This window comes from Mycolicibacter acidiphilus (assembly GCF_018455725.1).
In the GTDB taxonomy this organism is placed as follows: Bacteria; Actinomycetota; Actinomycetes; order Mycobacteriales; family Mycobacteriaceae; genus Mycobacterium; species Mycobacterium acidiphilum.
The window spans coordinates 40,291-65,623 of the sequence record NZ_JAHCLR010000023.1 but is presented as its reverse complement, the minus strand read 5'-3'; the positions used below and the strand labels follow the sequence as shown (position 1 = coordinate 65,623).

The following is a 25,333-nucleotide window of genomic DNA, read 5'->3' as shown; positions in this document are numbered from 1 at the left end:
AAGGAGCGCGTTGAACGCCGTCAAGCCCCCTGAAACCGCCGTACTGCTGTGCGCGGGCCGGTCGTTGCCGCGCCCGCTGCGCGGCCTGACGGTGCTGCCGATCGCCGCCGACGGCACCGAAACCGACACCCTGGACGCCGCGATCCGGCGCTATCCGCGGCTGGTGCTGGTCGGCGCGGACCCGGATCTGGCCAGGCTGCTGACCCGGCTGCTGCGCCTCGACCGGCTCGACGTGGAGGTGGGTTACGTCGCCGCCCGGAGCACCCCCGGCACCCGCGCGGCGAGGCTGGCGGCCGGCTGGCGGGCGGCGCGGCGCGCCCGGCACGGGGCCGCCCACCCGACGCCGCTGATCCGCGACGACGCCGGCACCGCGCTGGTGGGCGTCGGGCGCTGGCTGCCGATCGACGGGGCGGCCCGCCTGCGCGGTGAGGGGATCGTCGACGACGCGGCGCTGTTCGACGGGGACGTGGCCGGGGTGCTGATCGAACCGCTCGGCGCCGAACCGGGGCTGCGGGCCGGTATCCCGTCGCCACGCGGCCGGGTGCGGCACTGGGTGACCGGGCGCGCCGCGCAGCTGGGCACCACCGGGGCGCTGGTGGTGCGCGACGGCGTCTACGGGAGTCGGACGGTGAAGCGTTCGACGTTCTACCGGCATGTCGGGGACTGGCTGCTGGTCCGCTAGGTTCGTGGCCGTGAGCGCCCACCCGGTCCGGCCCAGCCCGATCTTCCTGGGGCTGATCGCGCTGACCGCGCTCGGCGGGGTGCTGGCGTGGCGGGCGGCCGACGAAGTCCACGGGCTGGCCTACACCGGGGTGTTCGTCTTCGTGATCGCCGGCTGGCTGGTCTCGCTGTGCCTGCACGAGTTCGGGCACGCCTACACGGCGTGGCGGTTCGGCGACCACGGTGTGGCGATGCGCGGCTACCTGACGCTGAACCCACTGCACTACAGCCATCCGGGGCTGTCGCTGGTGCTGCCGCTGGTGGTGATCGCACTGGGCGGCATCGGCCTGCCGGGCGGGGCGGTGTTCGTGCAGACCGGGTTCATGACGCCGCGCCGGCAGAGCATCGTCAGCATGGCCGGGCCGGCGGCGAACCTGGTGCTCGGCGTGGCGCTGCTGATCTCGACGCAGGTGTTCTACGACCCCGCGCACCCGGTTTTCTTCTCGGCGCTGGCGTTCCTGGGTTTCCTGCAACTCACCGCGCTGGTGCTGAACCTGCTGCCGATCCCGGGCCTGGACGGCTACGGCGCGCTGCAGCCGCACCTGAGCCCCGCCACCCGGCGGGCGGTGCAGCCGTTCGAGCGGTGGGGCCTGCTGGTGGTGCTGGTGCTGCTGATCTCCTCACCGGCGATCAACCGCTGGTTCTTCTCGCTGGTGCTGTGGTTCTTCGACCTGTTCGGGGTGCCGCGGATGCTGGTGTCCTGGGGGATGTCGCTGACGCAGTTCTGGAACGCCTGGCTGTAGCCCCTCCGAACCCGGAGAAGGTCAGCGGCGCAGGAAGTCCAGCACCACCGATTCGAAGGCGTCCTTGGCCTCGATCATCGTCCAGTGCCCGCAGTTCGGGAAGACATGAAACTCGGCATTCGGAATCGTCCGCATCGGGATCAGCGCCATGTCCAGCGGGCTGACCCGGTCGTCGCGGCCCCAGGTGATCAGCGTCGGGCAGGCCACCCGGTGCATCATCGACCAGGGCAGCGGGCCCTTGGACGCCTTCATCATCTGCATCATCGCGGCGAACGCCTTCGAGCCGTACATCCGGCGCGCGCTGGCCAGCGTCTCTTCGTCGGTGGCCAGCGCCCAGCGCTCCTCGATCAGCTCGTCGGTCACCACGGCGGGGTCGTAGACCATCGAGTGCAGCCAGCGGATCAGCGACTCCCGGCTGGGGTTGTCGGTGAAGTCCTGCAGCAACCGGATGCCCTCCGGCGGTCCGGGGGTGAGCAGGTTGGTGCCGATGCCGCCGATCGTCACCAGCTTGGCGACCTTGTCCGGGTTGGACGTGGCGTAGTTGATGCCGACGGCGCCGCCCATCGAGTTGCCGACGATGCTGACCTGCTCCAGGCCGAGTCCGTCGATGAACGCCGGCACCGCGCCGAACGCCGTCACCATCGGGTGCCCGCCGAAGTCGTCGCTGACCCCGAACCCGGGGAACTCCAGCACATAGCAGTGGAAGTGTTCGGCGAACGCCGGCAGCACGCCGCGGAAGTTGCGCCAGCCCGTCACACCCGGCCCGGAGCCGTGCAGCAGCACCAGCGGCGGGCCGTCACCGGCCTCGTGGTAGCGCAGCACGCCCTGTTCGGTGGTGAGTTCGCGGCGGGTCGAATCGTGGTCCATGGATCTCCTAGCTGCCCATACCTGATGCGCCGAGATTGACGTCAGCGCGAAGAACGTCGAGTACCCGACACGCTAACGTCGATCTCGTGCTCAGGGCGGGTCGGGGTGGGGATGCGGACCGCGTCGGCACGAGCGTCCGTAACCCGCCCGGTCCGGGCAGACGCCGTGCACATACCAGTCGCGGCCGCGGGATTTGGACGTTTTCTAGAACTCGTTACACTTTGACACGTGCCAAACGCAGATTACGTCGTAGTGGGTGCCGGTAGCGCGGGTTGCGCGGTAGCGCGCAGGCTCGCCGAGAGCGGCGCATCGGTCGCACTGGTCGAGGCCGGTGGCCGCGACGACAAGGGCCTCGCCAAGATGCTCTTCCAGACTCCGGGCGCCATCAACGTCATGCACTCGACGCCGCAGCTCAAACGGTTCTTCGACTGGGACTACAAGTCCGCCCCGCAGGCCAGCGCCCTGAACCGCAAGATCCCGATGACCCGCGGCAAGGTGCTCGGCGGGTCCAGCGCCGTCAACGGCATGCTGTTCGTGCGCGGCAACAAGAAGAACTTCGACGACTGGGCCGACGAGGGCTGCAAGGGCTGGGGTTACGACGACATCCTGCCGCTGTACAAGCGGATGGAGGACTGGGAGGACGGCGCCAGCGACCTGCGCGGCACCGGCGGCCCGATCAAGGTCACCCGCCGCCACGAGGTCAGCGGCGCGGCCCGCTCGTTCATGACCGCGGCGTCGGAGAAGATGGGCGTGCCCATCATCGACGACTACAACGGCGCGCAGCAGGAAGGCGTCTCGGTCTTCCAGCAGAGCGTCGCCAACGGCCGGCGGTACTCGACCGCCGAGGGCTATCTGCACCGCGACCCGCTGGACAACCTGCGGGTGGTGCTGGGTGCGACGGTGTCGAAGGTGGTGCTGTCCGGCACCCGGGCGACCGGCGTGGAGATCGTCGCCAAGGACGGCAGCCGCGAGGTGCTGACCGCCTCCCGCGAGGTGATCCTGTCGGCGGGCGCGTTCGGCTCCCCGCAGATCCTGATGCTGTCCGGTATCGGCCCGGCCGCCCACCTGGCCGAGTACGGCATCACCGTGGCCGCCGACCTGCCGGTCGGTGACAACCTGCACGACCACCTCTACGTGCCGGTCGCCTTCCAGATGGACTCCGCCGTGCACCGGCCGACCCCGCTGTACTTCGGCCGCGGCCTGCTCGCCGAGAAGCGCAAGCCGGGCAGCACCTGGGCGGGCGACTCGTCGTTCGAGGCGGTGGCGTTCCTGCGGACTTCGCACGCCAAGGCGGTGCCGAACCTGCAGATCCTGACCATCCACTGGGTGTATCCGACGCCGAACCAGGACGCCAACAAGCGGATCTCGCCGCCGATCAGCAAGCCCGGTCAGAGCGTCTTCCCGGCGCTGATCTACCCGGAGAGCCGCGGCACCGTGCGGCTGGCCTCGGCCGACCCGACCGTTGCGCCGATCATCGACCCGAACTACCTGGCGGCCGCGCAGGACACCGAGGTGCTGCTGGAGGGCATCGCGATGGTCCGCGACATCATGGCCGGCACCGGCGACAACCGCGGCGAGGTCGTGCCCGGGCCGGAGTTCTTCGACCCGGCCGCGATGCGCAAGGAGCTGCCGAACCGGATCCACACCGTCTACCATCCGGTCGGTACCGCCCGGATGGGCGTCGACGAGCGCGCGGTGGTCGACCCGGAGCTGCGGGTGCGTGGCATCGAGGGCCTGCGGGTCGCCGACGCGTCGATCATGCCGAGCATCACCGGCGGTAACACCAACGCCCCGGCGATCCTGATCGGCGAGAAGTGCGCCGACCTGATCCTGAAGTAGCGTTCGACGGCGTCGACGGCAACGCGCCGCTGAAGCACCACCCGTTGTGCCCGCCTCTGCGCGACAACGGGTGTTAGGTCAGGCGACTGAAGCCGCCCAACGGGGGGATTGTCGCGCAGAGGCGGGCACAACGACACACGGTCCGGAGCCGCAACTGCCCGCCTACCGCGACCGGGAGAAGGCCCGCATCCGCAGCAGGTAGCGGACCGCCCGGCGCACTGGCACCGCCGTCGGCCAGTCGTCGGCCCGGAAATACGCATCCGATCCACCGTCGACGAAAATGACGCTGCCGCACAGGAATTCGGCGGCATCGGAGAGCATGAACAGCATCCAGTCGGCCAGCTGCCCGGGGTCGCCGTAGCCACCGACCGGCACCGGGAAACTCTGAACGGCTTTGGCCTGTCCCGGGGTGTCGAGCTGCTCCTGCAGCAGCGGCGTCATGACCGCCCCCGGCGCCAGCGCGTTCAGCCGGATCCCGGCCCCGGCCCACTCGGCCAGCACCGCATGCCGGCGCACCCAGCGGGCGACGGCGATCTTGGAGGCCGCGTAGGCGATCGACGGCCCACCCGGGCCGAACAGCCGCATCCAGCGCTCCGCCCGGTCCACGTCGCCGCGAAGCAGCGCCCGGATAGCGCGTCGCGGCACCGCCGGCACGGTGGTCGTGGAGTTGCTGGCGATCACCACCACTTTGGCGTTACCGGCCGCCGCCAGCGCCGGACGCCAGGCGGTCAGCAACTCCGCCACACCCCGGTAGTTCACCTCGAAGATCAGCCGGACCCGCCCCGCGCCCGGCGCGGGCCCGATGCCGGCGGACAGCACCGCGCCGTCGAGCCGACCGTCGCTGGCGTCCAGCACCGCCTCGGCGGCCGCGGCACGCCCCGCCGCCGTCGACAGGTCCGCGATCACGTCGGCGTCGCGCAGGTCGACCCCGATCACGGTGTGCCCGGCCGCCTGCAGCTTCGCCGCCGCCTGGGCGCCCATCCCGGACGCCGATCCGGTGACCGCGTAGACACTCACGACAGGCCGGCCGCGCGCTCCAGCTCCTTGAGCGCCGGCCGGATCGCGTCGGCCATCTGGTCGATGTCGGGTGCCACCTCCGGGGTGGTGACGAAGCCGAAGTCCAGGTGCTCCAGGTAGGAGAAGCAGGTGATGTTCAGCGCCACGTCGAGTACCGGCGGGCCGATCGGGATGAACGACTCCAGCGGCGCCCCGGCCATGTACAGCGGGAACGTCGGGCCGGGCACGTTGGAGACGACGAGGTTGATCGGCGCGATGCTCGCCGACAGCCCGGTGGCGGTGTAGGCCCGGGCGGCCAGGTGCAGCAGCCCGGGCGGGGTGGTGTCGGTCAGGCCCATGATCTGGTGCGCCGAGAGCGCCTTGGCCATCTCCTTGGCACTCTGGGTGCTCTCGTAGATGGCCTTCACCCGCTCGGCGGGATCGTCGATGTCGGTGGCCAGCGAGACCGTCATCGAACTGATCTTGTTGCCGACCTCGTCACGGTCGGCCTCGGTGCGGGTGGAGACCGGGATCTGGGTGACCAGCGGCTTGGCCGGCAGCTCGTCGCGCTCGACCAGGTAGCTGCGCACCGCCCCGGCGACCAGCGCCAGCACGATGTCGTTGACCTTCACCCCGTAGGCGTCCTTGAGCGCCTTCACCCGGCTCAGCTCGATCCGGGCGCCGGTGATCCGCCGGTGCGGTGACACCGGCGCGTTGAACCGGGTCACCGGTGCGTCGAAGTACCCCGGCGGCTTGCGGGTCAGTCCGATCGTTGCGAGCTGCTGGCGGACCGTCTGCTCCAGCAGCCGGGCGATCCGGAACGGCGTCTTGATGCCGACGTTGACCAGCGCCTGCACCGCGCGCAACTCGAAGCTGGGGGTCCCCTCCCCGACCAGCGACCCGATCGTGTCGGGCAGCGGCGCGCGCGGCTCCGGGGTGACGTCGAGCAGGATCTCGCCCAGGCCCGCGCCGGAGACGCCGTCGATGATCGAGTGGTGCATCTTGGTCAGGGTCGCCACCCGGCCGCCCTTGACGCCGTCGATCACCCACAGCTCCCACAGCGGCCGCGACCGGTCCAGCTTGTAGGACATCAGCCGGCCGGTCAGCTCCTCGAGTTCCTTGCGGCCACCGGGCGCCGGCACCCCGATCCGCCGGATGTGGAAGTCCGGGTCCAGCTCGGGATCCTCGACGAACCAGGGCCGATCCAGGCCGAGCGGCCCGGCGACGACCCGCCAACGCAGCTGCGGCATCTGCGGCAGCCGCTCGATGATCAGCTCGCGGATCCGCTCGAAGCTGAACCCGTCCACCCCGGTCGGGTCGCAGATCGCCAGGGCGCCGACGTGCATGTGCCACCCGGCGGTTTCGCCGTACCAGAACGCCGCGTCAACACCCGAGAGCCGCTTCACACCGCGAGCCTAACGTGACGGCGGCGACCCGGTTAAGGCTTGTCCCGCTGCGCGAGATCGGTGGGCCCGGCCGTCCGCCAGTCCGGCACGTCCGGCGGCAGCGCGATCGGGAATTTGTTGTCGTTGTGCGCGGACCAGTGCGCGTGGCCCAGCTGGTGGATGTGGAAGCCGTGCCGCAGCGCCTCGGCGAACCCCATCGCGTCGGTGGCGGCGTTCACCGAATCCTTGATCAGCAGCGCCGCCATCGTCGGCACCGCGGCGATGCGCCGGGCGAACTCCAGGGTGCGATCGGCCAGGTCGTCGAGCGGGAACACCTTGGCGACCATGCCGAGCCGGTGCGCCTCGTCGGCGTCGATCGAATCGCCGGTCAGCAGCAGCTCTTTGGCTTTACGCGGACCGAATTCCCACGGGTGGGCATAGTATTCGACGCCGGGCATACCGAGGCGCACCCCGACGACGTCGGAGAACCGCGCGTTGTCGGCGGCGACGATCAGGTCGCACGCCCACATCAGCATCAGCCCGGCCGAGATCACGTTGCCCTGCACCTGCGCGACGGTGACCTTGCGCAGTTCCCGCCAGCGACAGGTGTTCTGGAAGTAGTGGTGCCACTCCTGCAGGTAGGTCTTCTCCACCACCGGCTCGCGGGTGCCGCCGTGGGATCGGAAGCTCGGATGCTGATCCGGTCCGGGACGCCGTTCGGCCAGTGCCGCCTCGGAGCCCAGATCGTGGCCGGCGGAGAAGTTCTTGCCGCGCGCCGCCAGGATCACCACCCGCACGTCGTCGTCGGCCTCGGCCCGCTGAAACGCCTCATCGAGCTGCACCAGCAGGGTGCGGTTCTGGGCGTTGTGCGCCTCCGGCCGGTTCAGCCAGACCCGCGCGATGCGGCCGTCGTCCAGCGTCTCGTAGTCGACCAGCTGATCCGGTGTCGTCATGGCAGCCACCTCCGCGGCTCAGCGTACGGCCGGGGCGGGCAAACACCGGCCGCAGGGTTGGCCGGGCAGCTGTGTTTGCACCCCGGATTTCGCCTAGAGTCATGTCATGGCTGCAAAAACCGACCAGGCCGACATCGACGACGTGGAGCCGCTGGCCGACAGCACCGCAAACCAGGCCCGGCGGGTCGTCGCCGCCTACGCCGAGGATGCCGACGAGTGCCGGGTGTTCCTGTCGATGCTCGGCATCGGGCCGTCAAAGCCCGAGGCGTAAATGCCCCGGACGGGGGACACACCGGAGTTCGGGGACTCGGACTTCGTGGTGGTGGCCAACCGGCTGCCGATCGACATCGAGCGGCTCCCCGACGGGACCACGGCCTGGAAGCGCAGCCCCGGGGGGCTGGTCACCGCACTGGAGCCGCTACTGCGCCGTCGGCGTGGCGCCTGGGTGGGCTGGCCCGGCGCCGCGGCGAAGCCCGGTGAGCCGGCCCCGGACCCGATCGACCTCGATGACCTGCGGCTGCAGCCGGTCCGGCTGACCGCCGAGGACATCGCCGAGTACTACGAGGGCTTCTCCAACGCCACGCTGTGGCCGCTGTACCACGACGTGATCGTCAAACCCGTCTACCAGCGGCAGTGGTGGGACCGCTACGTCGACGTCAACCGGCGGTTCGCCGAGGCGACCGCTGAGGCCGCCTCGGCCGGGGCCACGGTCTGGGTACAGGACTACCAGCTGCAGCTGGTGCCGAAGATGCTGCGCGAGCTGCGCCCCGATCTGACCATCGGCTTCTTCCTGCACATCCCGTTCCCGCCGGTGGAGCTGTTCATGCAGCTGCCCTGGCGGGCGGAGATCGTCGACGGCCTGCTCGGCGCCGACCTGGTCGGCTTCCACCTGCCCGGCGACGCGCAGAACTTCCTGTTCCTGGCCAAGAAGCTGGTCGGGGCGCCGATCTCCCGCGGCACCGTCGGGGTGCGCAACCGCTGCGGCGAGGTCCGGCTGGCCGATCGCACCGTCCGGGTGGGCGCGTTCCCGATCTCGATCGACTCCGGGTCGCTGGACCGGACCGCCCGCGCCCGCGACATCCGCCGGCGCGCCAAGCAGATCCGCGCCGAACTGGGCCATCCCCGCAAGATCCTGCTCGGGGTGGACCGGCTGGATTACACCAAGGGCATCGACGTGCGGCTGCTGGCGTTCAACGAACTGCTCGACGAGGGCCGGGTCAAACCCGACGACACCGTGCTCGTCCAGCTGGCGACACCCAGCCGGGAGCGGGTGGAGAGCTACCAGATCCTGCGCGACGAGATCGAACGCGAGGTCGGGCACATCAACGGCGAGTACGGCGAGGTCGGCCACCCGGTGGTGCACTACCTGCACCGGCCCATCCCCCGCAACGAGCTGCTGGCGTTCTTCGTGGCCGCCGACATCATGCTGGTCACCCCGCTGCGCGACGGGATGAACCTGGTCGCCAAGGAGTACGTGGCCTGCCGCAGCGACCTCGGCGGTGCCCTGGTGCTCAGCGAGTTCACCGGCGCGGCAGCCGAACTGCACCAGGCCTACCTGGTGAACCCGCACGATCTGGACGGCGTCAAGGACGCGATCGAGGCGGCCGCCGGGCAGACCCCGGAGGAGGGCCGGCGGCGGATGCGTGCGCTGCGCCGCCAGGTGCTGACCCACGACGTGGACCGGTGGGCCCGGTCATTCCTGGACGCGCTGGCCGGCACCCACGCCGCCTGACGTCAGCTGCACATGTGCAGCGGGTTGTCCATGCAGTTCAGCGGGTAGTGCTCGACCGGGAACGGCAGCGGACCGACGTAGGTCAGCGTGAACGGCTGCTTGTTGAGGCCGGGCGCTTCGCCGCAGACGGCGTTGTGCGCCTGGGTGTAGAGGCCGTTCAGTCCGGTGTCGAACTCGTAGGTCTCCTGGGTGGCGACGATCTTGCCGTCCGGGCACTTCATGCCGGCCAGCAGCGGTTTCGAGAACAGCCACCGCCCGCCGCTGAGCCGGTACAGCCCGCTCTGGCCGAGTTTCCCGTCGCTGACGACCTGCAGTTTGCAGCCGATCGCCGTGTTGATCGGCACTCGGCCGTCACCGACGGTGGGCACGCACAGCGGGGTGATCTCCCAGGTCGCCCGGGCGCCGCCCTGGCTGAACGTGTAGACGCCCTCGACGGTGCCCTCCGGGGCCGGCTCACCCGGGTTGGCCCCGGCGGCCGGGGTCAGTGCCACCGCGGCGCCGACGGCGGTCGCCAGTGCGGCGATGCGGCGGATCGTGTTGGCCCTCATGTTCACCATGGCGGTCCTCCCCGTCAGATCGGCGTGATCTTGTCGATCAGCCATTTGCTGCCGACCTTCTGGTAGTCGACCCGAATCCGACTGCCGTCGTACAGCGTCTGCTTGGACTTGTCGGTCATCGTGCGGTTCATGTAGACCAGCACCGACCCGCTGGTGCGGCGGACCCCCTGCATCACCCCGACGCCGACGACGTCGACCTGGTTGACCAGGTGCATCTCCCGGGCCTGCGGAATGATGGCCTCGGTGGCCCGCGACTCGAATTCGCGCCGGTAGTCGTCGGTGAACAGCGGATAGGCGTCCATCATGGTGCGCTCGACCGTCTGGTAGTCGTAGCCGAACACCTTCGGGATCTCATCGACCGTCAGCGCGGTGAGAGCGACCTGGGCGGCGTGCACCCCGCGTGCCTCGACCCGGTCCCAGTAGAGGGAACCGCCGGCGGCGGCCAGGCCCACGAACGCGGCGACGCCCACCGCGGTCACGCCGTGCTGCAGTGCGGTGGCCGATCTGCGCCCCATCAGTTACCGCCTTCGGGGTATTTGAGGTCGTAGGCGGTCATATTGCCCGCGTCGTCCCGGTGCACGATCACCCGCAGTCGGAACGGCTGCGACGGTTTGTTCACCCCGTCGGGATCGGTGACGGTGACCCGGGTGGCGACGAGTACCGAGGCGTTGCCGGCGACCGGGTCCAAACCCTCCAGCGCCGCAGCGTTGATGACAGCCTCGGAGCTCAGGTTGGACTTGCGCAGAAACGCCTTGAGGTTGTCGGCGTTGCCGCCCATCGCGTCGCGGAACGGCCCGCTGGTGCCGTTGATGAAGCGGTCCACGTCATCGTCGACGGTGGCCTGGGTGTAGCTGTACATGTTGACGACGGTCTGCTTGGCGGTGTCGACGAACCGCTGGTCGCGGTCGCCGGCGGCTGCGACGTGCCGATGCTGCACCAGCAGCACCGCGACCAGCGCACCGAGCACCGCGATCGCCACCGATCCGGTGATCCCGGCGATCATCGCCACCCCGCGGGTGTTGGCCGCCCGCCGCGGCGGCAGGCCGGTCGGGCGCACCGCGTTCGCGATCGACCTGCTCGGCATCGGCACCTGAACCTGCACCGGCACGGCGGTCGTGGTCGCCCCGGGGACATCCCCGGCCGGGCCGGCCGCCCGCGACGCGCGCCGGCGGGCCCGCGGTTCGGTCGGTTCGCCCGTCATGCCGGCCTCGGCAGCAGCATCAGGTCACTCCAGGTCTCGGCCGGCAGCCGTTTGGTGTCACCGGGCAGGTACACCCCGGCGCCGCCGTCCGGGTCGGTGAACCGGCCGGTGCGGTCGTCATACGGCGTGGTCGAGGCCCCGCTGGCCTGCGGTTGCGGTCCGGCGGGGGCCGGCGCCTCGGCCGGCAGCGGTGCCGGCGGGGGCGGGAGCAGCTCCGGCGCCGGATCCCGGTTGTACGCCGGCAGCCCGCCGTTGCCGCCGGGGTTCGTCGGCAGACTCTGGTCCGGCGGCGAGTAGTACGGCCACGGCGCCGGTTGCGGGCCGGGGTCGCTCGGCGGGTACGGCAGCGGGAACGGCGGGTTGGGGGCCGGCCCCGGACCTCGCGGCACCCCCGGCGGCAGCTGTGCCACCGGCGGGCCCGGGTCGTAGTCGGCCTCCGGCGGGATGAACGGGAACTTGTTCATCGGCCGGTGCATCCGCGGGTCCTGGATCGGGGTGCCGTAGGGGATCGGCGGACCGCGCCACGGGTTGCTGCCGATCGGCACGAAGCCCTGCGGGTCGCGGCAGAGCTGAATGGTCGGGGCGCGCTTGCCCGGGTACTCCATGCACGGGTAGTTGCGGGCGCCGCGGACCGCGGTTGGGTCGTTCTGGGCCGCCTTGCAGTACAGCCCCTTCGGCAATTCTCGGACCGTCTCGTCGGCGGGCGATCGGATCTCGGTGAACGGCACGAATCCGACGCTGCAGGGCGGCGGGTCGTGCAGGTCGACCTTGAAGTCGAGCTTCACGCCCTCGTCGATGGGCACGCCGCCGGCCACGGTCAGCAGCGCCGCGATCAGCGCCGGGAAGACGACCAGCGCCTGCTCGATCGACTTGCGGTAGATCACGCCGACCCGGCCGAAGTTGGCCATGCTGGCCGCCAGCACCGGGAACGACGGGCGGATGCCGGTGAACGCGGTGTTGGCCTCGTCGGTGACGCTCGGCAGCGTCTTCAGCACGTCGCGGAACTGCGGGTCGGCGTTGCGGACCTCGGTGGTGACCGCCGCCAGCGACTTGGTCAGCGTCTTGATGTCGTCGCCGCCGCGGATCTGCGCGTCCAGGAACGGCTGCACCCGCTCGAGCAGGGCGATCGTGTCGTCGGAGCTGGCGTTCGCCTCGTCGATCAGCAGCCGCGACGACTCGATCATGCGGGCCAGTTCCGGCCCGGTGCCGTTGAACGCGGTGAACGTCTCGCGCAGCACGTCGCGCAGCCGACTGTTGGCGATGCTGTCGACCATCGACTGTGCCTGGGTGAGCAGCCCGGCGATGTCCTGCCCGATCGCGGTGCGGTCCTGGCCGATCCGGTCGCCGTTGTGCAGGGTCCGGGCCGGGGCGGCGTCGGCCGGCGGGACCAGGTCGACGTACTGCTCACCGATCGCGGACATGCTCGTGACGGTGGCGGTGACGTTCGCCGGGACGTGCGCGCTGCCGTTGAGGCGCATCACCACGTCGACGCCGTCGTCGTCGTTGAGGTGCACCGAGTCCACCCGGCCCACCGTGACGCCCCGGTAGGTGACGTTGGCCGCCTTGTAGATGCCGCCGCCGCCGACGAAGTCGGCGGTCACCTTGTAGGTGCCGATGCCCAGCCGGCTGGGCAGGTGCAGGTAGAGCGTGGAGATCGCCCCGACGGCCAGCACCGTGACGACGGCGAAGATCCCCAGTTGGATACGGATCAGACGGGTCAGCATCGCGGATCAGTCCTCGTAGTGGGGGGCCGTGCCGGGCGGGATCTTGAACGGGTCCGCAGCCTGGCCGGACAGGTTCGCCAGTTCGGGCAGCAGGAAGTCCGGCGGGTTGATGACCTGGCCCAGCCTCGGCATGTTGGGGTCGAACCCGCCGGTGGTGAAGACGGACTCACCGAGGCGGCGCAGCGTCATGTCGAAGGTGACGTAGACGTTCAGGAAGTCGCCGCGCACCGCGTTGCGCAGGTACATCGACGGGAACGGGAACGTCGGGATGAACTGGAACGCGGTCACCAGGTCGTTGGCGTTGTCGGCGAACGCCTTGACCACCGGGTACAGGTCCTTGAGGTCCGCGGCGATGGCGTCCTTGCCCTCGGTCATGATGCGGGCGCCGACCTCGGCGAGGCTCTTCAGCGCCGCGAAAGCGTCGACGATGTTCGCGCGGTTGTCGTTGAGCACCTGCAGGGCGGCCGGCATGGTGTCCAGCGCCAGGGCCAGGCTGGGTGCGCTGCGGGCCAGCGTCGACCCCACCCGGTTCAGCCCCTCGGCCGCCGCGATGATGTCGGTCGCCTGCTGGTCCAGCGACGCGGTGAGTTCGGCCAGCCGCGGCATCAGCCCGGCCAGGCTGCCGGCCCGGCTCGCGAACGCCTGATACGCCTCGTCGGTGATGTCCTGCAGCGCACCGAGATTGCCCTTGTTGACCACCACGCCCAGCGACGACAGCACCGCCTCGGTGGTCGGGTAGGCGCCGGTGCGGCTCAGCGGGATCTCCGCGCCCGGCGCCAGGCGGCCGACCGGTGCCTCGTCGGTCGGCGGGGCCAGGTCGATGTGCTGCGAGCCGAGCAGCGACGTCTGCGCGACCTTCGCGATCGCGTTGGCGGGCAGGTGGACGTTGCCGTCCAGGGACAGCTTCACCGCCGCGTAGAAACTGCCGTCCGGCTGCTGCACCGCCTGCAGCCCCGACACACTGCCGACCGTGACGTCGTCGACCATCACCGGCGAGTTCTGCGGCAGCGTCGACACGTCCGGCAACTGCACGGTGATGCTGTAGGAGCCCCGGCCGTGCCCGGCGGTGCCCGGCATGTTCAGCGAGTTCAGGCCGCCGAACTGGCACCCGGACAGCAGCAGCGTCCCGGCGCCCAGCGCGGCGCCGCGCCGGCCCAGCCGCCGCACCCCGGCGCTCACCTTCTCGATCTTGGTCCTGCGCCGGGTCATCCGCCGGCTCCCTGCGGCGGCTGCGCGTACGGCGGCAGCGGCGCACCGGCGCCGGGCTGCTGCGGACCGGTCGGCCCGGGCGCCGGGCCGAGCTGTCCCGGCGCGCGCGGCCCCGTGAACAGCTTCTGCATGTCCTCGTTGCTCGGCGCCGTGACGCCCGGCGCGGGCATCCACTTCAGGTACGGCAGCGGGGTCTGGGCCTTGGCCTCGGTCTCCGGGGTGTCGTACTGGATCTGCCCCTTGTACGCGGTGATCGAGTTGATCGGGTGGAACAGGAACGGCACGAAGTTCATCGACCAGCGCCGCATCACCGGCCCCATCCGCTCTTTGCACAGCTCGGCTCGCTTGAAGTTGTCCGGGACCGCGCCGACGTCGAAGACACCGCCGCAGATGAATTGCACCGGGTTGGCGAAGTCCGGCAGCGAGAGCAGCCCGCTCAGCGTGCCCTGCGCCGGGTTGTAGATGTTGTAGAAGTTCACCAGGCCGTGCGGGGTGATGTGCAGGACCTGCTCGAAGTTGTCGCTCTGCGCCGAGAGCGTCTCGGAGAATTCCGCCAGCTTGTTGACCTGCGAGATGATCGCGTCGTTGTTGTCGTGCAGGAATCCGCGCACGTCCTTCAGCGCCTGGTTCAGGGTGCCCAGCGTGACGTCGAGATCCTTGGAGCTGTCGGCCATGACCGCGGAGACGGCCGCGACGTGGTCGGTGAATTGCACGAGCTGCTCGTTGCTGCCCGCCAGTGCGCTGACCAGGACCTGCAGGTTCTTGACGGTACCGAAGATGTCGGTACGCGAGTCCCCGAGCCGCCCGGCCGTGGCGGACAGTTCGCGCAGCGCGTTGCGGAAGGTGTCGCCGTTGCCGTCGAAGGTGTCGGCGGCCTGGTTGACGAAACCGCTGAGCGCGCCGTTGAGCTTGCCGTTCTCCGGCGCCAGCTGGGCGCTGAGCGCGGTGAGCTGCTCCTTGATCTCATCCCACTCCACCGGCACCGCGGTCCGGCTCATGTCGAGCACCGCGTTGTCGGCCAGGCGTTCGCCGCCGGTGTAGGCCGGCGCGAGCTGAATCACGCGTGCCGAGACGATGTTCGGTGCCATCAGCACCGCGTGCACGTCCGCCGGCAGCGGCACGTCGCGGTGCACGCTCATCGTGACCTTGACACTGTCGGCGCGCGGCTCGATGGACTCGATCCGGCCCACCGGGACACCGACGACCCGCACGTCGTCACCCGGGTACAGCCCGACCGCGGAGGCGAAGTAGCCGGTGATCCGGTAGGTGCGCTGCGACGGCAGCAGCAGGTAGCCGCCGACGGCCAGCAGCACTGCCAGCCCCGCGGCGATGAGGATACGCATCGTCCGGCGTGTCATGGCGACTTCGGCCTGACGATCAGGCGCTGGTCGATCATCCCGCGCAGGTAGTCGGCCAGGCTGTCCGGCAGTTTGCCGGGCTGGAAGTAGGCGTCGAAGAGGTACTCGGACATGGTTGGCGGCGGCAGGCCGAACAGGTTGATCTGGAAGCCGGGCCCCGACGCGACCACCTCACCCAGCGTGGTGGCGTAGCCGGGCAGCCGTTCCATGGCGCCGGCGATCCGCTCCTTGCGGGAGATCATGTTGTCCATCACCAGGTTCAGCTTCTGCAGCATCGGGCCGATCTCCTGCTTGTTGTCGGCCACGAAACCGGAGAGTTGCTCGGACACCCCCTGGATGCCGCCGATCAGCGCGCCGAGGGCCTGCCGGCGCTCGTCGAGGGCGGCGAAGAGCTGGTTGCCGTCGAGCACGAGCTTGTTCACCTGGTCGGCGCGCTGGTTGAGCACCCCGGTGACGGTCTTGGCGTGCGCCAGCAGCTGCCCGAGTGCCTCGTCGCGGCGGTTGATGCTGCGCGACATGGCCGCCACACCGTCCAGCGCGCCGCGCAGCTGCGGGGTCGCGTCACGCATCGAGTCGGTGAGCACCTGCAGCGCCTGTTCGAGCTGCGGCTTGTCGAGGGCTTCCACCCCGCCGCCGAGATCCTGCAGCGCGTTGTTCATCGTGTACGGCGACCGGGTCCGGCCCAGTGGGATCTCCGTCGACGACCCGGAGCCGCCCGGGGTGATCGCCAGCGCCCGCTCGCCCAGCACGGTGTCGGTGCGGATCGCGGCCAGCGACTGGTCGCCGACCCGGACGTTGCGGTCGACGGTGAACGTCAGCTTCGCACTGGCACCCGAGAGCGCCACCGAGGCCACCTTGCCGACCCGGATACCCGAGACGGTCACGTCGTTACCGGGGATGATCCCGCCGGCGTCCGCGAAATACCCGTGGTAGACCTTGCCTTGCGGCATGAACGGCAGGGAGCTGTACCCGAACGACACCAGCACCAGGCACGCCACCAGGGCGATACCCAGCGTTCCGGTGCGGACCGGGTTCTCCCGATCACTCCTTGACAGGGGAACACCTCCCCTTGCTCTTGACGTTCTGCCCGCCCATCGGGACGATCAGGTCGCTGCCGGCCGGACCGTTGAACTTCAGACTGACCGTGCAGAAGAAGATGTTGAAGAACGAGCCGTAGGCGCCGAGTGCGTTGAGCCGCAGGTAGTTCTCCTCCAGCGGGTCGATGACCGCGTTCAGCTCGTCCTGGCGCTTGTTCAGCACGGTCGCCAACGGACGGGCGTTCTCGATCACGCCCTGCAGCGGCCGCCGCGTCTTCTTCAGCGTGTCGGTCAGGTCGGTCTCCACCGAGCCCAGCGGGCCGATCGCGCCGGCGATCGCGTCCCTACCCTCGGCCAGGCCGCTGATCAGCTGCTGGAGTTTGTCGACGGTCGCGTCGAACTGCGCGCTCTTGTCGTCGACGGTGGCCAGCACGGTGTTCAGGTTGTTGACGACGTCGCCGATCAGCTGGTCGTGAGAGGCCAGCGTGTGGGTGAACGAGTCGGTGCTGGCCAGCATCTGCGACAGCGCGCCGCCCTGCCCCTGCAGCATCTCGATGATCGCGCCGCTGATCTGGTTGACCTTGGTGCCGTCCAGGCCCTTGAGCACCGGGCGCATGCCGCCGAGCAGCGCGTCGAGGTCCAGCGCCGGCTCGGTGTGCTTGTCGGAGATGTGGCCGCCCGGCGGCAGCTTCACCAGGTCGCCGGGGCCGGATGCGACCTCCAGGTAGCGGTCGCCGACGAGGTTCTCGTAGCGGATCAGCGCGCGGGTGGAGGTGTAGAGCTGGTAGCGCTTGTTGACGTCGAAGGTGACGTCGACGGTGTTGTCCGGCGCCAGTTCGACGCTCTTCACCGTACCCACCGGAATGCCGGAGATCCGCACGTCCTCGCCGCCCTTGAGCCGGGAGGCGTTGGTGAATTTGGCGTGGTAGGTGTTGTTCGCGGCGAACCGGAACTCACCGAAGATCACCACCAGGCCGGCCGAGACCAGCAGCATGGCGACCGTGAAGATGCTGACCTTGATCAGCGTGCCGCGTTCGTTCATTGGTACTCGTCCCGCTCGGCGAAGGCACCGTTGAAGAGGAACTGCGCCACCGACGGCGAGTCCCACTGCAGTTCGGTGTTCGGCTGGAAGGGAATGTAGGCGTTGTCGGTGACCAGGAACGGCGAACGGTACCAGGACCCGCCCCACTGCTTACTCGGGATGTCGGGCAGGCCGCGGCAGTTCGGGCCACCGGTCGCGTTGGCCACCGGCAGACTCTCCGGGAAAGTGTAGGCCGGCGCCCCCGGGATGAAGTTGGAGTGCACGAACAGCGCCGGGTTGGTGCCACCGATCGACGGACCGAACCGCTTGAAGGCCAGCGCCAGCCCTTTGAACAGGCAGCCGAACTCCGGCGAGTAGTCCCCCAGCAGGCTCAGCAGCGCCCGGAAGCGGGTGACCGCGGCGATGAAGTCGTCGGCGGCCGGCGCCAGGGCGTCGTAGCCGTTGCGCGCCAGACCGGTGGTCGCCAGCAGCGCCTTGTTCAGGTTCTCCCGCTGATCGACCAGGGTCTTGCTGATCGTGGGGACGTTGTCGAAGATCGTCGCCAGGTCCGGCGCCGCGTCGCCGTAGATGTTGCCGACGACCGCGGTCTTGGCGAACGTGGACTGCAGCTCCGGCAGCTTCGGGTTCATCTTCGCCAGCAGCGTGTTCAACCCGGCCACCGCCCCGCCCAGGTTGTCACCGTTGCCCCGCAGCCCCTCGGCCAGCGCGGTGATCGTGCCGTTGAGCTGGATCGGGTCCAGCTTGTCCAGCAGATCGGTGAGCTTCTGGAACAGCGTGTTGACTTCCAGCTGCACCGCTGAGGCCGCCACGTGGTCGCCGGCGCGCAGCCGCTTGGCCTCCGGCTCCGGCGGCGGCACGAACTCGACCGACTTCGCTCCGAAGATGGTGTTGCTGGCAATGTGCACGGCGACGTTGGCCGGGATGTGGCGCAGTTCGTCGGTGTCCAGCGCCAGCGTGAGGCGGGCCTGCTCACCGTGATAGTCGATCTTCTTGACCTTGCCGACCTGGACACCACGGAATTTGACCTTGGCGTCCTGCTCCATCACCAGGCCGGCACGGGGCGAGGTGACCGTGACCTTCGCCGTCGACGAGAACGCCTGGGTGTAGGCGAGGTAGGTGAAAGCGGTGAAACCCAGCAGGATCGCCGACAGCACTGCCGCGGCAATCCGCACCTGGGTACGCCTCGATCCGGTGTTCACGTTCAATCCCCCCCGCTACCCCGAGAGGTTGAAGTTACCGGACCCGCCGTAGACGGCGAGTGAAATGAACAGGGTGATGATGACGACGACGACCAGTGACGTCCGAACCGCTTGGCCCACCGCGATACCCACGCCGACCGAGCCGCCCGCGGCGTTGTAGCCGTGGAAGGTGTGCACCAGCATCACCGCGATCGACATGATGATCGCCTGCAGGAACGACCACAGCAGGTCGGTGGGGATCAGGAACGTGTCGAAGTAGTGGTCGTAGAGGCCCGGTGACTGCGAGTTGATGAACACCGTGGTGGACCGGGCCGCGAAGAACGCCGCCAGCACCGACAGTGAGTACAGCGGGATGATCGCGATCAGCCCGGCCACCAGCCGGGTGGACACCAGGTAGGACACCGAGTGCACCGCCATGCACTCGACGGCGTCGATCTCTTCGGAGACCCGCATGGCGCCCAGCGTCGCCGTCGTGCCCGCTCCGATGGTGGCGGCCAGCGCGATCCCGGCCACGACCGGCGCGATGATGCGCACGTTGAGGAACGCCGACAGGAAGCCGGTCAGCGCCTCGATGCCGATGTTGCCCAGCGACGAGTAGCCCTGCACCGCGATGACGCCGCCGGAGGCCAGCGTCAGGAAGGTGGCGACGCCCACGGTGCCGCCGATGATCGCCAGCGCACCGGTGCCCATGGTGATCTCGGCGATCAGCCGGATCGTCTCCTTGCGGTACTTGGTGAGCGCGTTGGGGATGTAGCGGATCGAGTCGGCGTAGAACAGCGCCTGCTCACCGAAGTCGTCGAACGCCCGCGGCGCCCAGGTGAACATCCGGCGGAACTTCAGCGTCGCGTCGTAGCTCATTTCACCAGCACCCGGACGCTGATCGCGGTCATCACCACGTTGATGACGAACAGACAGATGAAGGCGTAGACGACGGTCTCGTTCACCGCGTTGCCGACGCCCTGCGGTCCACCCTTGGCGGTCAGTCCCCGGTAGCAGCCGATCAGTCCGGCGGCGGTGCCGAACAGCAGCGCCTTGATCTCGGCCATCACCAGCTCACCGAGCCCGGTCAGCACGGTCAGGCCGTTGACGAACGCGCCCGGGTTGACGCCCTGCAGGAACACCGAGAAGACGTAGCCCCCCACCAGGCCGATAGCGCAGACCAGTCCGTTGAGCAGCAGCGCGACGAACGTCGACGCCAGCGCGCGGGGTACCACCAGCCGGTGGATGGGGTTGATGCCGAGCACCCGCATCGCGTCGATCTCCTCGCGGATGGTGCGCGCGCCCAGGTCGGCGCAGATGGCGGTGGCGCCGGCGCCGGCGACCACCAGCACGGTGACCACCGGGCCCAGCTGGGTGATGGTGCCGAACGCGGTGCCCGCACCGGACAGGTCGGCGGCGCCGATCTCGCGCAGCAGGATGTTCAGCGTGAACGCCACCAGCACGGTGAACGGGATCGCCACCAGCAGGGTCGGGATCAGCGAGACCCGGGCGATCATCCAGGTCTGGTCGAGGAACTCGCGGTACTGGAACGGCCGGCGGAACATCTCCCGGAAGGTCTCGATCGACATGTCGACGAAGCCGCCGACCGCCCGAGCCGGAATCGTCAGCTGCTCAAGCAACCTCGACCCCCCTTCTCGACTGGACGCTCGCGACGCCGACTGTCGCGCAGATACTACTGTGACTATCGGTGCAGGCGATGTGATATGCGGAACTACCTGGCCCGGGTGTGAGCCGACCCATGCTAACTAGAACGTGTTCCCACTGTCAAAGCATCGGTTTAATGGATGAATATCCCTCATTTACCGAGGTCATGACCGTTGCAGGCCCCGTTGCCCGGTGGTCCGCCCGCAGTGAACGTTGAAACGTGTTCTAGTCGGCGTCCATCAGTTCGGAGGCCGAGAAGGTCCGCTTCGGGTCCCGGTCGGCGAAGTAGCCGGCGAGGGTGTCGCTGAGCCCCGCCGGGTCCCATGCCTGCCCGTCGGCAGCAAACCGGTGCTCGACCGTCGGCGCCGCCATCAGCGTCACCTCCGGGCCGTACACCACGAAGACCTGGCCGCTGACCTTCGCCGACGCCGGCGAGGACAGGAACCGCACCAGGGTCACCACGTGCTCCGGCGAGAGCGGGTCGACCTCCCCCGCGCCGACCTTCGCCTCACCGAACACGTCGGCGGTCATCGCGGTGCGCGCCCGCGGGCAGATCGCGTTGGCGGTGACGCCGTACCGGCTCAGCGCGCGGCTGGCGGTCAGCGTCAGCGCGGTGATGCCGGCCTTGGCCGCGCCGTAGTTGGCCTGACCGACCGGACCCATCAGGCCGGCCTCCGAGGAGGTGTTGACGATGCGGCCGTAGACGGTCCCGCCCTCGGCCTCCTTCGCCTTGCCCCGCCAGTAGGCGGCGGCGTTGCGGGTCAGCAGGAAGTGACCGCGCAGGTGCACGGCGATGACCGCGTCGAAGTCCTCGTCGGCCATGTTGAACAGCATCTTGTCGCGGGTGATGCCGGCGTTGTTGACCACGACGCTCAGACCGCCGAGTCCGTCGGCGGTGCTGACGAGTTCGTCAGCGGTGGACCGCGCACTGATGTCGCCGGCCACCGCCACCGCCTTGCCGCCGGCCGCGGTGATCTCGTCGATCACATCGGAGGACGCCAGTGCGGGTGCGATGTCGTTGACGACCACCGTCGCCCCGGAGCGGGCCAGTCCGATCGCCTCGGACCGGCCCAGCCCCGCGGCCGCACCGGTGACCACCGCCACCTTTCCGGACAGATCGGTCGCGTTGTCGTTCGCAGTCACTTTATGAATACCTCTAGTCGTCGGTGGTCAGCGGGCGGCCGGACAGGCTAGTCCTCGACGCGGCGCAGCGCGGCGCGCGGGCACTCGGCGATCGCCTGCATGGCGCGCGCCTCGTGGTCGGCCGGGATCGGCGCGACCTTGACGTTGCACTGCTCATCGTCGTTCAGCTCGAACATAGCGGGGTCGATACCAACGCAGATCGCGTTGCCCTCGCAGCGGTCCAGGTCTACTTCAACTCGCATCACGCTCTCCTTGGTCAAGATCCGTTACTGCCACCATAGGGCCTAACAGCGCACGCCCACGATGCGATAGGGCCACTGGACCCTAACGACTAGAACGTGTTACAACGGGCTGTCGACGAAAATCGTATCGTGACCCCGATCACCAGCATAAGGACGGCCCGTGCAGATCAGCTACACCCCTGAGCAAGAGGAGTTGCGCCGCGAACTGCGGTCGTATTTCACCACGCTGATGACGCCGGAGCGCCGGGAGGCGTTGAGCTCCAACCAGGGTGAGTACGGCACCGGCAACGTCTACCGGGAGACGGTCACCCAGATGGGCGCCGACGGCTGGCTGGCGCTGGGCTGGCCGACCCAGTACGGCGGCCAGGCCCGCTCGGCGATGGATCAGCTGATCTTCACCGACGAGGCCGCCATCGCCGGCGCCCCGGTGCCGTTCCTGACCGTCAACAGCGTCGCGCCGACGATCATGGCGTTCGGCACCGAGGAGCAGAAGAAGTTCTTCCTGCCCCGCATCGCCGCCGGCGAACTGCATTTCGCGATCGGCTACTCCGAGCCGGGCGCCGGCACCGACCTCGCGTCGCTGCGCACCACCGCGGTGCGGGACGGCGACGACTACGTCATCAACGGCCAGAAGATGTGGACGTCGCTGATCGCCTACGCCGACTACGTCTGGCTGGCGGCGCGCACCAACCCCGAGGCCAAGAAGCACCGCGGCATCTCGATGCTGATCGTCCCGACCACGGCCGAGGGCTTCTCCTGGACGCCGGTGCACACCATGGCCGGCCCGGACACCAGCGCCACCTACTACCAGGACGTGCGGGTGCCGGCGACCAGCTTGGTCGGCGAGGAGAACGCCGGCTGGAAGCTGGTGACCAACCAGCTCAACCACGAGCGGGTGGCACTGGTGTCGGCGCAGCCGATCTTCCTGGCGCTCGACCAGGTGCGCGAGTGGGCCCAGAACACCAAGGATGTGCACGGCGCCCGGCTGATCGACTCGCAGTGGGTGCAGCTGAATCTGGCGCGGGTGCACGCCAAGGCCGAGGTGCTCAAGCTCTACAACTGGGAACTCGCCTCCGCGACGCACGCGGCGCCCTCCCCCGCGGATGCTTCGGCGGCGAAGGTGTTCGGCACCGAACTGGCCACCGAGGCCTACCGGCTGCTGATGGAGGTGCTGGGCACCGCGGCCACCGTGCGGCAGGACTCGCCGGGTGCGGTGCTGCGCGGCCGGGTGGAGCGGATGCACCGCGCGGCACTGATCCTGACCTTCGGCGGCGGCACCAACGAGGTGCAGCGCGACATCATCGGCATGACCGCGCTCGGCCTGCCCCGCAACCGCTGATCCCCTCAGACTTCAAGCACCCCAAGGACTCTCTCATGGACTTCACCACCACCGAAGCCGCGCAGGATCTCTCCGGCCTGGTCGACACCATCGTCGACGCGATCTGCACCCCGGAGCGCCAGCGCGAGCTGGACAAGCTCGACCAACGCTTCGACCGCGACCTGTGGCGCAAGCTGATCGACGCCGACGTCCTCGCCGCCGCGGCGCCCGAGGCGCTGGGCGGCCATGGCCTCGGCACGCTGGAGCAGGCGGCGATCCTCACCGCGCTGGGCCGGCAGCTGGCGGCCGTGCCCTACCTGGAGTCCGCGGTGCTGGCCGCCGGCGCGCTGGCGAAGTTCGGTTCGGCCGAACTGCAGCAGGCCTGGGGCGCACCGGCGGTCGCCGGCGACAAGATCATCGCGGTCGCGCTGGCCGGCGTGATGGGTGAGGGTCCGGTGCAGTTCTCCGGCGGGGCACTCACCGGCACCCGCACCCAGGTGGCCTTCGCCCCGGTCGCCGACGCCTTCCTGGTGCCGGCCGAAACCGATTCCGGCACGGCGGTTTTCCTGGTCGCAGCGGACGCCCCCGGGGTGACGGTGACCCCGGAGCAGACCACCGGCCTGGGCAGCACCGCCCTGGTGGAGTTCACCGGCGTCGCCGTCGACGACGCGGCGCGGCTCGGCGGCGACGGTGCCGGCGTGCTGCACTACCTGACCACGCTGGCGGCGCTGGGCCGCAGCTCCTACCAGCTCGGCGTGCTCGACCGCGGCCTGCGGCTCACCGCCGAATACGCCCGGGAGCGTGAACAGTTCGACAAGCCGATCGGCAGCTTCCAGGCGGTGTCGCAGCGGCTGGCCGACGGCTACATCGACGTGAAGGCGTTGCAGCTCACCGTGACTCAGGCCGCCTGGCGGTTCGGCGAAGGCCTGCCCGCCGCCACCGACGTGGCCAGCGCGGCGTTCTGGGCGGCCGACGCCGGACATCGGGTGGCGCACAGCATCGTGCACATCCACGGCGGGGTGGGCATCGACATCGACCACCCGATCCACCGGTACTTCCTGTCCGCCAAGCAGACCGAGTTCGACCTCGGCGGCGCCACCGGGCAGTTGCTGGCGATCGGCCGCGAACTCGCCGACACCCCGGTCTAGCCGGCGGAGGCCTGTTCGGTCGACCGCGCTGCGTAGCTCGGCGCATCCGGCTTGCTGCGGTAGCGCTGGTCGGGGTCGAGCACGCAGTGCGTCTTGCTGAACACGGTGACCATGCACTTGTTGCAGTGGTTGCACTTGCTGGCCACGCTGTGGTCGTCCTGCATCCGCTTGAGCAGGTCGTTCTCCCGCAGCAGCGCCCGGCCCATCGCCAGGTAGTCGAAGCCCTCACGCAGCCCGGTGACCAGGTGGTCGTAGTTGGTCAGCCCGCCGAGCAGGATCAGCTTGGTGTTGCGCATGATCGGGACGAACTGCTTGGCCGACTCCAGCATGTACATGTCCTGGTAGGGGTATTCGCCCATCATCTTTTTGCCGAACAGTTTGATCCCGAGTTTCATCGGCTGCGGCATCACCGCGGCGAACTCGGACAGCGGGATGTCACCGCGGAACAGGAACATCTGCTTGGCCACCGACGAACCCTGGGTCAGTTCGATGGCATCGAGGTTCGCGTCCTGGTCGAGTAACTGTGCGGTGCGCAGCGATTCGGTGAGCCAGATGCTGCCCTTGATGCCGTCGTCCATGCTGATCTTGGCGATGACGGCGATCTTCTTCCCGACGACCTCGCGGACGCGCTGGGCGATCTCCCGGACGAACCGGCTGCGCTTGTCGATGCTGCCGCCGTAGTCGTCGGTGCGTTTGTTCATCCACGGGCTCAGGAACGAGCTCGGCAGGTACAGGTGCCCGAAATGCAGTTCGACGGCGTCGAATCCGGAGCGGACCGCGACGTCGGCCGCGTCGCCGAACTGGTCGATGACCCGGTTGATCTCGCCGCGGCTGATCTCCCGGCAGTACTGCAGGTTGGAGATGTTGAAGAATCGGCTCGGGGTCATCGACGTCCGGCCGGTGAGCTGCTTGGTGGCGACGGCACCGGCGTGCCCGAGCTGTGCGGAGACCGCGGCGCCGCCGGCGTGCATGGTCTCGGTGAACTTGGTCAGGCCCGGTATCGCCTTGTCGCTCATCAGGATCTGCCCCGGCGCGCTGGCCCCCTCCGGCGCCACGCAGCAGTAGGCCAGCGTGGTCATGCCGACCCCGCCGTCGACGTAGCGGCGATGGAAGTCGATCAGGTCGTCGGTGACCAGCCCCTTGGGCGAGCGACCCTCGGAGGTGGCCGCTTTGATGACCCGGTTGCGCAGTGTGACCGGCCCCAGTGTGGTCGGGGCGAACGGGTCGAGGGTGTCAGCGGTAACCATGTCGGCGAGTCTGCGCGTCGGGTGAACGT

Annotated in this window: 25 protein-coding genes; 7 read left to right on the top strand and 18 right to left on the bottom strand. The window is 69.3% G+C overall.

All coding sequences use genetic code 11. The annotated features are described in order from the left end of the window. Positions 1–10 precede the first annotated feature (10 nt). Entirely contained in the window at positions 11–682 is a 672-nt protein-coding gene (locus KIH27_RS12885; protein ID WP_214093349.1) for a peptidase M50, read from the top strand. Beyond that, positions 654–1,463, top strand: coding sequence for a site-2 protease family protein (locus KIH27_RS12880; RefSeq protein ID WP_214093348.1), 810 nt, complete (start codon positions 654–656; stop codon positions 1,461–1,463). The genes KIH27_RS12885 and KIH27_RS12880 overlap by 29 nt, the downstream gene beginning before the upstream one ends. 21 nt (positions 1,464–1,484) lie before the next feature. On the opposite strand, the gene KIH27_RS12875 is transcribed toward KIH27_RS12880, so the two are convergent. Beyond that, on the bottom strand, positions 1,485–2,330 hold the full coding sequence (locus tag KIH27_RS12875; RefSeq protein WP_214093347.1) for an alpha/beta fold hydrolase: 846 nt from the start codon (positions 2,328–2,330) through the stop codon (positions 1,485–1,487). Between the two features lie 228 nt (positions 2,331–2,558). On the opposite strand from KIH27_RS12875, the gene KIH27_RS22585 reads away from it, so the two are divergent. Further along, on the top strand, positions 2,559–4,169 hold the full coding sequence (locus KIH27_RS22585; RefSeq protein WP_214093346.1) for a GMC family oxidoreductase: 1,611 nt from the start codon (positions 2,559–2,561) through the stop codon (positions 4,167–4,169). A 162-nt stretch (positions 4,170–4,331) separates the two neighbouring features. Here the strand turns inward: KIH27_RS22585 and KIH27_RS12865 are convergent, their stop codons facing one another. From KIH27_RS12865 to KIH27_RS12855, 3 genes are read right to left on the bottom strand one after another with little or no spacing between them, the layout of a single operon-like run. Then, entirely contained in the window at positions 4,332–5,186 is an 855-nt protein-coding gene (locus tag KIH27_RS12865; protein ID WP_214093345.1) for an SDR family oxidoreductase, read from the bottom strand. Then, positions 5,183–6,571: a WS/DGAT/MGAT family O-acyltransferase gene (locus tag KIH27_RS12860; protein WP_214093344.1), complete on the bottom strand. Its 1,389-nt coding sequence runs from the start codon at positions 6,569–6,571 to the stop codon at positions 5,183–5,185. Before KIH27_RS12860 ends, KIH27_RS12865 begins: the two co-directional genes overlap by 4 nt. Positions 6,572–6,603: 32 nt before the next feature. Then, on the bottom strand, positions 6,604–7,503 hold the full coding sequence (locus KIH27_RS12855) for an enoyl-CoA hydratase (protein WP_214093343.1): 900 nt from the start codon (positions 7,501–7,503) through the stop codon (positions 6,604–6,606). 106 nt (positions 7,504–7,609) lie between these two features. Here KIH27_RS12855 and KIH27_RS12850 point away from each other — a divergent pair, with 106 nt between their 5' ends. Beyond that, the gene (locus tag KIH27_RS12850) at positions 7,610–7,774 is read left to right on the top strand and encodes a hypothetical protein (protein WP_214093342.1); all 165 of its coding nucleotides are present in this window, start codon (positions 7,610–7,612) and stop codon (positions 7,772–7,774) included. Further along, entirely contained in the window at positions 7,775–9,235 is a 1,461-nt protein-coding gene (locus KIH27_RS12845) for an alpha,alpha-trehalose-phosphate synthase (UDP-forming) (RefSeq protein ID WP_214093341.1), read from the top strand. Positions 9,236–9,237: 2 nt separating this feature from the next. Here the strand turns inward: KIH27_RS12845 and KIH27_RS12840 are convergent, their stop codons facing one another. The 13 genes from KIH27_RS12840 to KIH27_RS12780 form a co-directional block, all read right to left on the bottom strand. Continuing rightward, positions 9,238–9,792 (bottom strand): hypothetical protein, encoded by a 555-nt coding sequence (locus tag KIH27_RS12840; protein ID WP_214093340.1) that lies wholly within the window; start codon positions 9,790–9,792, stop codon positions 9,238–9,240. Between the two features lie 14 nt (positions 9,793–9,806). Further along, entirely contained in the window at positions 9,807–10,307 is a 501-nt protein-coding gene (locus tag KIH27_RS12835; protein WP_214093339.1) for a mammalian cell entry protein, read from the bottom strand. Beyond that, positions 10,307–10,993 carry an Rv1363c family protein gene (locus KIH27_RS12830; protein WP_214093338.1) on the bottom strand — a complete coding sequence of 229 codons (687 nt, stop codon included), beginning with the start codon at positions 10,991–10,993 and terminating at the stop codon, positions 10,307–10,309. Before KIH27_RS12830 ends, KIH27_RS12835 begins: the two co-directional genes overlap by 1 nt. Beyond that, the gene (locus KIH27_RS12825; protein ID WP_214093337.1) at positions 10,990–12,717 is read right to left on the bottom strand and encodes an MCE family protein; all 1,728 of its coding nucleotides are present in this window, start codon (positions 12,715–12,717) and stop codon (positions 10,990–10,992) included. Before KIH27_RS12825 ends, KIH27_RS12830 begins: the two co-directional genes overlap by 4 nt. A 6-nt stretch (positions 12,718–12,723) precedes the next feature. Further along, complete coding sequence (locus KIH27_RS12820) at positions 12,724–13,926, bottom strand: MCE family protein (protein WP_214093336.1); 1,203 nt, start codon at positions 13,924–13,926, stop codon at positions 12,724–12,726. Next, complete coding sequence (locus KIH27_RS12815; protein WP_214093335.1) at positions 13,923–15,284, bottom strand: MCE family protein; 1,362 nt, start codon at positions 15,282–15,284, stop codon at positions 13,923–13,925. The genes KIH27_RS12820 and KIH27_RS12815 overlap by 4 nt, the downstream gene beginning before the upstream one ends. Further along, positions 15,281–16,339: an MCE family protein gene (locus KIH27_RS12810; protein WP_214093367.1), complete on the bottom strand. Its 1,059-nt coding sequence runs from the start codon at positions 16,337–16,339 to the stop codon at positions 15,281–15,283. The genes KIH27_RS12815 and KIH27_RS12810 overlap by 4 nt, the downstream gene beginning before the upstream one ends. Continuing rightward, a complete protein-coding gene (locus KIH27_RS12805; RefSeq protein WP_214093334.1) occupies positions 16,326–17,363 on the bottom strand; it encodes an MCE family protein in 1,038 nt (345 codons plus the stop codon). Before KIH27_RS12805 ends, KIH27_RS12810 begins: the two co-directional genes overlap by 14 nt. Then, complete coding sequence (locus KIH27_RS12800) at positions 17,360–18,568, bottom strand: MCE family protein (RefSeq protein WP_372451363.1); 1,209 nt, start codon at positions 18,566–18,568, stop codon at positions 17,360–17,362. The genes KIH27_RS12805 and KIH27_RS12800 overlap by 4 nt, the downstream gene beginning before the upstream one ends. A 9-nt stretch (positions 18,569–18,577) precedes the next feature. After that, positions 18,578–19,420 carry an MlaE family ABC transporter permease gene (locus KIH27_RS12795; protein ID WP_214093333.1) on the bottom strand — a complete coding sequence of 281 codons (843 nt, stop codon included), beginning with the start codon at positions 19,418–19,420 and terminating at the stop codon, positions 18,578–18,580. Next, positions 19,417–20,130 carry an MlaE family ABC transporter permease gene (locus KIH27_RS12790; protein ID WP_372451366.1) on the bottom strand — a complete coding sequence of 238 codons (714 nt, stop codon included), beginning with the start codon at positions 20,128–20,130 and terminating at the stop codon, positions 19,417–19,419. The genes KIH27_RS12795 and KIH27_RS12790 overlap by 4 nt, the downstream gene beginning before the upstream one ends. A 301-nt stretch (positions 20,131–20,431) precedes the next feature. Next, positions 20,432–21,349 (bottom strand): 3-oxoacyl-ACP reductase, encoded by a 918-nt coding sequence (locus KIH27_RS12785; protein WP_214093331.1) that lies wholly within the window; start codon positions 21,347–21,349, stop codon positions 20,432–20,434. 47 nt (positions 21,350–21,396) lie between these two features. Continuing rightward, complete coding sequence (locus tag KIH27_RS12780; RefSeq protein WP_214093330.1) at positions 21,397–21,591, bottom strand: ferredoxin; 195 nt, start codon at positions 21,589–21,591, stop codon at positions 21,397–21,399. 160 nt (positions 21,592–21,751) lie between these two features. On the opposite strand from KIH27_RS12780, the gene KIH27_RS12775 reads away from it, so the two are divergent. Further along, positions 21,752–22,930 (top strand): acyl-CoA dehydrogenase family protein, encoded by a 1,179-nt coding sequence (locus KIH27_RS12775; RefSeq protein WP_214093329.1) that lies wholly within the window; start codon positions 21,752–21,754, stop codon positions 22,928–22,930. Between the two features lie 35 nt (positions 22,931–22,965). Further along, positions 22,966–24,057 carry an acyl-CoA dehydrogenase family protein gene (locus tag KIH27_RS12770; RefSeq protein ID WP_214093328.1) on the top strand — a complete coding sequence of 364 codons (1,092 nt, stop codon included), beginning with the start codon at positions 22,966–22,968 and terminating at the stop codon, positions 24,055–24,057. On the opposite strand, the gene KIH27_RS12765 is transcribed toward KIH27_RS12770, so the two are convergent. Continuing rightward, positions 24,054–25,304: an NADH:flavin oxidoreductase gene (locus tag KIH27_RS12765; protein WP_214093327.1), complete on the bottom strand. Its 1,251-nt coding sequence runs from the start codon at positions 25,302–25,304 to the stop codon at positions 24,054–24,056. The two genes, KIH27_RS12770 and KIH27_RS12765, sit on opposite strands and share 4 nt — an antisense overlap. Between the last annotated feature and the right edge of the window lie 29 nt (positions 25,305–25,333).

Excerpts from the sequence above, each read along its gene's own strand:
- KIH27_RS12875 (WP_214093347.1), bottom strand. The coding sequence starts at position 2,330 with ATGGACCACGATTCGACCCGCCGCGAACTCACCACCGAACAGGGCGTG.
- KIH27_RS12795 (WP_214093333.1), bottom strand. The coding sequence starts at position 19,420 with ATGAGCTACGACGCGACGCTGAAGTTCCGCCGGATGTTCACCTGGGCG.
- KIH27_RS12790 (WP_372451366.1), bottom strand. The coding sequence starts at position 20,130 with ATGTCGATCGAGACCTTCCGGGAGATGTTCCGCCGGCCGTTCCAGTAC.
- KIH27_RS12855 (WP_214093343.1), bottom strand. The coding sequence starts at position 7,503 with ATGACGACACCGGATCAGCTGGTCGACTACGAGACGCTGGACGACGGC.
- KIH27_RS12845 (WP_214093341.1), top strand. The coding sequence starts at position 7,775 with ATGCCCCGGACGGGGGACACACCGGAGTTCGGGGACTCGGACTTCGTG.
- KIH27_RS12815 (WP_214093335.1), bottom strand. The coding sequence starts at position 15,284 with ATGACACGCCGGACGATGCGTATCCTCATCGCCGCGGGGCTGGCAGTG.
- KIH27_RS12780 (WP_214093330.1), bottom strand. The coding sequence starts at position 21,591 with ATGCGAGTTGAAGTAGACCTGGACCGCTGCGAGGGCAACGCGATCTGC.
- KIH27_RS12805 (WP_214093334.1), bottom strand. The coding sequence starts at position 17,363 with ATGAACGAACGCGGCACGCTGATCAAGGTCAGCATCTTCACGGTCGCC.
- KIH27_RS12880 (WP_214093348.1), top strand. The coding sequence starts at position 654 with ATGTCGGGGACTGGCTGCTGGTCCGCTAGGTTCGTGGCCGTGAGCGCC.
- KIH27_RS12825 (WP_214093337.1), bottom strand. The coding sequence starts at position 12,717 with ATGCTGACCCGTCTGATCCGTATCCAACTGGGGATCTTCGCCGTCGTC.
- KIH27_RS12850 (WP_214093342.1), top strand. The coding sequence starts at position 7,610 with ATGGCTGCAAAAACCGACCAGGCCGACATCGACGACGTGGAGCCGCTG.
- KIH27_RS12840 (WP_214093340.1), bottom strand. The coding sequence starts at position 9,792 with ATGGTGAACATGAGGGCCAACACGATCCGCCGCATCGCCGCACTGGCG.
- KIH27_RS12765 (WP_214093327.1), bottom strand. The coding sequence starts at position 25,304 with ATGGTTACCGCTGACACCCTCGACCCGTTCGCCCCGACCACACTGGGG.
- KIH27_RS12770 (WP_214093328.1), top strand. The coding sequence starts at position 22,966 with ATGGACTTCACCACCACCGAAGCCGCGCAGGATCTCTCCGGCCTGGTC.
- KIH27_RS12820 (WP_214093336.1), bottom strand. The coding sequence starts at position 13,926 with ATGACCCGGCGCAGGACCAAGATCGAGAAGGTGAGCGCCGGGGTGCGG.
- KIH27_RS12835 (WP_214093339.1), bottom strand. The coding sequence starts at position 10,307 with ATGGGGCGCAGATCGGCCACCGCACTGCAGCACGGCGTGACCGCGGTG.
- KIH27_RS12830 (WP_214093338.1), bottom strand. The coding sequence starts at position 10,993 with ATGACGGGCGAACCGACCGAACCGCGGGCCCGCCGGCGCGCGTCGCGG.